Source organism: Nostoc cf. edaphicum LEGE 07299 (genome assembly GCF_015207245.1).
Classification (GTDB): Bacteria; Cyanobacteriota; Cyanobacteriia; order Cyanobacteriales; family Nostocaceae; genus Nostoc; species Nostoc edaphicum_B.
This window is the reverse complement of the sequence record NZ_JADEXF010000283.1, coordinates 1-5,729: the sequence shown is the minus strand read 5'-3', so window position 1 is coordinate 5,729 and position 5,729 is coordinate 1. Positions and strand designations below refer to the sequence as shown.

Here is a 5,729-nt window from a genome sequence, read left to right as displayed (position 1 = left end):
TAATGATAGAGAGAAAAATTCTCCCAAGCGATTGATGAAAAGTAAATAAAAAAATGTATTAATAAAGGTTATTACGAGCTATGAATTAGTAAATAATTGATTTTTGTTGAGGAGAAAGAATAATGGTAGTAGGTCTACATAAACGTGCTGTAGGTGTATTTTCTCATCGTCGAGATGTTGAACACGCTTTACATGAATTAAAAAAAGTTGGCTTTGACATGAATAGAGCTTCTGTCATTACCCAAGATGGCGACAGAGATGATATTGCTGGTGCAGATGTGAGCGATCGCGTTGGCGATAAATCTGACGAAGGTGCTAAAGTTGGAGCAGCTACAGGCGGTGCTTTGGGCGGATTGACTGGCTTATTAGTCGGTCTTGGCACTTTAGCAATTCCTGGAATCGGGCCAATTATGTTGGCTGGAGCCGCAGCAACTACCCTAGCTACAACTCTCGCTGGCGCTGGTATTGGTGCAGTAGCTGGTAGTTTGCTTGGTGCATTAATTGGTTTAGGAATTCCTGAAGAACGAGCTAAAGTTTACGACGAACGTGTTAAACGAGGACACTATTTAGTCATTCTCGATGGTACAGAGGCAGAAATCCACAGAGCAGAAGCAATTTTAAATCATCAGGGTGTGGAAGAGTTTGGCATTTACGACCACCCAGATGCGACAAATGCAACCACTGGTTATGTGACTCCAACTTCTACTGCTGGTCATAGTGGTGTTACAAAACGTGCGATCGGGGTATTTTCTCATCGTCGAGATGCTGAAGTAGCAATTACAGATTTACGAGATGCAGGTTTTTCGTTGAATCAAGTCTCCATCATTGCCAAAGATACGAACGGTCATGGGATCGGTGGTGTAGATGTAGACAAAAATGTTGGTAGTGGTAATAAAGCAGACGATGGTGCAAAAGCTGGAGCTGCTACAGGCGGTGTTCTAGGCGGCTTAACTGGCTTATTAGTTGGACTTGGGAGTTTAGCAATTCCAGGAATTGGGCCCGTGATTGCCGGTGGCGCAGTTGCAACAGCTTTGGCGACAACATTAGCTGGTGGTGCGATCGGTGCAGCGGCTGGTAGTATTGTAGGCGCACTCGTTGGCTTGGGAATTCCCGAAGACAGAGCACAAGTATATAGCGATCGCTTCCAAAGAGGCGACTACTTAGTAATTATTGATGGTACGGAAGCTGAAATCCGCCAAGCTGAAGCAATTCTCAAACATCGAGGTATTGAAGAATTTGCAATCTATGATGCCACTGAAATTAGTGAACATCGCCCAGGTTCTGACCGAGTAACGCATCATGATGCAGCAGTAGTTGATCCGATTCGCCCCAATTACTCAACAGAGGCTCATAGAAACGATCCTGCTGTAGTTATTGTTGATCGTCGTGATGAAGTACTTTAACCTAAAGTGATTTTCACTCACACCAATTAGACAAAATTGCAGGAGCAATAATTTGAAAACTTGGCTCCTGGCCAAAACTAAAAAACTTGCTCCTCACTTTTGCCGGAAACATCAAAAAATTTTACTTTCTGATTCAGACTTAAACCAATGAAAAAGCTAACCCCCTTCGTAATTAGTTGCCTTTTAGTGTTTGGTGTTGCTGCTTGTGATAACGCTTCTAAAACAAGTGAATCTGCACCCAGTAATCCTAATGAGGCTCCCCAAGCACCGAGTGCAAACACAACAGAAGCTTCTCAAAAAGATGCACAAAGCGAAGTTCGGAGAAGACAACTTAATGAGGATATCCGCGCCCGCGAACAGCGCAATAATGCTACTGGTGGCGATGCAAAAAGAGCTAAAGCTGACTTAGAAAGTGAAGTTCGCTCCAAATTAGAGGCTAATATTCCTAAAGGTCAGCTAACAGTTAATGCCGCAGACGATGGTGTTGTAACTGTCGCTGGAACTGTCACTAATCAGCAGGAGTTAGCTAAAATTGAAAAATTAGCTAAGGAAATTAAAGGTGTCAACAGTGTAGTTGTAAAAGCAACTGTCTCCACAGTAACTAACTAAATCAGTTAACAACATCAGGTGAGTAGGTAGGCGTAAAGAGATTTAAATGCTCCTGCTCGGTCTGAGTGGTCAGTAATAAGTTTAACTGACCACTATAATTGACAATTGACAACCTTGATAACTATATTTATTGATGCTCAGTTCAGTTATACAAAGTCTTGTAGTTACCAAAAATAAAAACTATGGAAACCGAACAACAGCAACGTGAATCCATCAATGCTTCTTTATCACAAGGTACACTAGCACTTGAAGGTACTGATACTGCAAACTTGCCAAAGTTACCCCCAGCATCTGAACCTGAATCTCAATGGCAGCAAATTAGCAGACAAATTTCTCAATTTTTAGAGCAACTGCCGCAATATTTAAGTGACTTCTTTCGAGACTACAAGCAGCCTCTAATAACAGTTGGTTTAATTTTGGCAGCAATTGTTACGGCTAGAATAGTACTGACGGTACTAGCCGCAATCAATGATATTCCCCTACTATCACCACTTTTTGAGTTAGTTGGAATTAGTTACACCAGTTGGTTTGTTTTCCGTTATCTACTGAAGGCTTCAACTCGCCAAGAGTTAGCCGATGAAATTCAATCACTGAAAAATCAATTCGTGGGCGAGTAAATTTGCCGGCCATTAAACTAGGATTTATACGGGCAAATAGGATTTGCAGCTACACAAACTCTCGTCCGCCTCTGCGGAATTGAGTAGGGACTCTTATAGTTGCAGTTTCTAATTGCCCTTTTAATGTTTAAAGTTGACTTCAACCAAAACCCTTATTTTACCAATAAATGTCAATTCATCGTATTTAACCGGACTCAATCTTAATATTTAGATACATCAAAAGATAGAGAATATAACATTATTTTTAAATTTAAGTCACTTCTCAAGATAGTAGCTTGGAGATAAGAAACAGCCTAATCTAGTTTCTGAAGTTATTTAATAGATTCTTTAACGAGGACATAAATTATGGCTAATGAAGCAGTTAAGAGAGATACAGATTCATCTGATCGCGCGGAAGTCGATACTTATGATCGCGGCATTATCCCTGCTGAAACCGCCGCTAGAATGGAAAGAGAAGGAGATCGTTACAAAACCCGCCCCACAGAAGAACGGGAAGCAGATGCACCTACCGACGATCAAACCGATTCAGGAAGTGTCCGCACCACTGACGGCTATACCGTAGACAAAGAAGGTTTGTTAAACAACTATGCAGTTGAACCAGAAATGTACTACGAAGAACCGGGTGATGCACGCCAGCAAGCAGCAGAAGATACGGAAGAACGTATTGAAGAACTTGGAGAAGTGAATCAGGACGAGGAAGGCAAATTGACAGATAAGGGTGACAGCCGCGGTAGAGGCCCGGGAATAATTTAAATTTAATTAACAACTATCCTTTTGCTGGGTGCAATTACACGTAAAAAGGCTAAATAGGTGGTTTCTAGAGACGCAATAACTGCGTCTCTAATTTTATGAGCGAATAAAGTCCAAGCTGACATATCAGAATTTTTTAGCTTTTGATACATTGGGCTTGTAATAACTTGTGGTGGCCCATGTTAGAACAAAAGCCCTTAGTTATCACTAAAGAAGATGATTTATTCCCGCTATTCTCACGTTTACCAATTCTCACAAGTCTTCAAGCAGGTTGGCACGGTGCTTCATTTGGATATATGTGTCAACCTGCTTATGAATTTCCTGAAGTTTGCACTCCTTTGTGGCACTCTCTTGTCATTTTCACTCATGGAGCGTGGGTAATTCACGCTGAACGAAAAATGGATGGACGCAAGCGCCATGATGCTGTAGTTGGAGGGGATATTATGATTACTCCCGTTAACGTCGGGCATCAGGCTACTTGGGATGCTGAAGGAGACTTTATTTTACTTGCTATTGAACCACAGATTTTTGCTTGTGCAGTTGACGAAACAGCAGATGCCAAACAGATTCAACTTTTGCCGCACTTCGCCACACCCGATCCCCTAATTTATCAAATAGGGCTGGCACTGAAAGGCATTTTGGAAAGTGATCCTCTAGGGAGCCGTCTTTACGCAGAAACGATGGTAAATGCCTTATCAGTACATCTGATGCAACACTATTCCACGCACAAACCGATATTAAAAACATATAAAAATGGTTTACCACGTCGTCAATTACAGCAAGTTATAGACTACATTCACGAACATCTTGACCAAAATTTAGGTTTAGCAGAGTTGGCGGCGTTACTACTAATGAGTTCCCATTATTTTTCCCAGCTTTTCAAACAATCTACGGGGATGACTCCTCATCAATATATAATTTCCTGTCGCGTGAAACGTGCCCAGGAATTATTACTGAAGGGGAAAATGACAATAGCTGAAATTGCTGATTCAGTTGGTTTTACTAGCCAAAGCCATCTAAATTTTCACTTTAAGCGACTAACGGGTGTAACTCCTAAAGCTATTCAACAAAGATAGGATAAATCTGCAAAAAATCGGACGATTTTGCAAGACTCCAACCCGTAAATTCTCTAAAATTTTCAAAAATAGTATCTTGTTCCGAAATATTAGAGATTAGGGAAACTTTTTATCTATGGCCAGAATTGAAACCAAGACTGAGCCAATGGTGATTAACTTTGGCCCCCATCATCCTTCTATGCATGGGTGCTTTCGGATTGTTGTCACCTTGGATGGCGAAGATGTGATAGACTGTGAACCTGTCATCGGCTACCTGCATCGAGGTATGGAAAAGATTGCTGAAAACCGTACCAATATTATGTATGTACCTTACGTGAGCCGATGGGACTACTATGGCGGGATGTTTAATGAAGCTGTGACGGTGAATGCTGTCGAGAAACTGGCAAATGTTTCTATCCCCAAACGTGCTAGCTATATTCGGGTAATCATGCTGGAGTTAGCCAGAATTGTCAACCATTTGCTGTGGTTGGGGCCTTTTGTAGGAGATACTGGCGCACAAACTCCCATATTTTACACTTTGCGCGATCGCGAAATGATTCTTGATTTGTTTGAAGCCACTACAGGCTACCGAATGGTCAACAATAATTATTTTCGCATCGGCGGTGTTGCTATTGACCTTCCTTACGGCTGGGTGGATAAATGCGAAGAATTTTGTAACTACTTTGCACCGAAGATTGATGAGTATGAAAGACTAATTACCAATAATCCCATTTTTCGCCGACGAGTTGAGGGTGTAGGTGTTTTAAGTCGTGAAGATGCGATTAATTGGGGAATTTCTGGCCCGATGTTACGCGCTTCTGGGGTGAAGTGGGATTTACGAAAGGTTGACCACTACGAATGCTACGACGATTTTAACTGGGAAATACAATGGGATACAGCAGGAGATTGTTTTGCCAGGTATATCGTCAGAATTGGAGAGATGCGTGAGTCAGTCAAGATTATTCAACAAGCACTTAAGGGATTACCTGGTGGTGCATACGAAAATTTAGAAGCTCAACGTATGGTAGCAGGTTATAAATCTGAGTGGAACGGGTTTGATTACCAATTCATTGCCAAAAAAGTTGCACCCACATTTAAAATTCCTCAAGGTGAAAATTATGTCCGTGTAGAGTCAGGAAGAGGAGAATTAGGAATATATATTATTGGAGACGATCGCATTTTCCCTTGGCGTTGGAAAATTCGTCCAGCCGATTTCAATAATTTACAAGTTTTACCTCAGTTAATCAAAGGTCAAAAAGTAGCAGATATTTTCGTCATCTTGGGAAGTATTGATG

General features: G+C 41.4%; 6 protein-coding genes. All 6 read left to right on the top strand.

The window, feature by feature from the left end; all coding sequences use genetic code 11:
* Positions 1-122 precede the first annotated feature (122 nt).
* Complete coding sequence (locus tag IQ229_RS10540) at positions 123-1,403, top strand: histidine kinase (protein ID WP_194043466.1); 1,281 nt, start codon at positions 123-125, stop codon at positions 1,401-1,403.
* A gap of 147 nt (positions 1,404-1,550) precedes the next feature.
* Positions 1,551-2,012, top strand: coding sequence for a BON domain-containing protein (locus tag IQ229_RS10535; RefSeq protein ID WP_194043464.1), 462 nt, complete (start codon positions 1,551-1,553; stop codon positions 2,010-2,012).
* 182 nt (positions 2,013-2,194) lie between these two features.
* Positions 2,195-2,629, top strand: a complete 435-nt coding sequence (locus IQ229_RS10530) for a CAAD domain-containing protein (protein WP_194043462.1) — start codon at positions 2,195-2,197, stop codon at positions 2,627-2,629.
* A gap of 345 nt (positions 2,630-2,974) precedes the next feature.
* Positions 2,975-3,382: a hypothetical protein gene (locus IQ229_RS10525; RefSeq protein ID WP_194043460.1), complete on the top strand. Its 408-nt coding sequence runs from the start codon at positions 2,975-2,977 to the stop codon at positions 3,380-3,382.
* 176 nt (positions 3,383-3,558) lie between these two features.
* Positions 3,559-4,455 carry an AraC family transcriptional regulator gene (locus IQ229_RS10520; RefSeq protein WP_194043458.1) on the top strand — a complete coding sequence of 299 codons (897 nt, stop codon included), beginning with the start codon at positions 3,559-3,561 and terminating at the stop codon, positions 4,453-4,455.
* 115 nt (positions 4,456-4,570) lie between these two features.
* On the top strand, positions 4,571-5,729 hold a 1,159-nt coding region (locus IQ229_RS10515), incomplete at its 3' end, for an NAD(P)H-quinone oxidoreductase subunit H (RefSeq protein ID WP_194043456.1).

Coding starts and splice junctions, on each gene's coding strand:
- IQ229_RS10520 (WP_194043458.1), top strand. CDS start 3,559: ATGTTAGAACAAAAGCCCTTAGTTATCACTAAAGAAGATGATTTATTC.
- IQ229_RS10525 (WP_194043460.1), top strand. CDS start 2,975: ATGGCTAATGAAGCAGTTAAGAGAGATACAGATTCATCTGATCGCGCG.
- IQ229_RS10530 (WP_194043462.1), top strand. CDS start 2,195: ATGGAAACCGAACAACAGCAACGTGAATCCATCAATGCTTCTTTATCA.
- IQ229_RS10540 (WP_194043466.1), top strand. CDS start 123: ATGGTAGTAGGTCTACATAAACGTGCTGTAGGTGTATTTTCTCATCGT.
- IQ229_RS10535 (WP_194043464.1), top strand. CDS start 1,551: ATGAAAAAGCTAACCCCCTTCGTAATTAGTTGCCTTTTAGTGTTTGGT.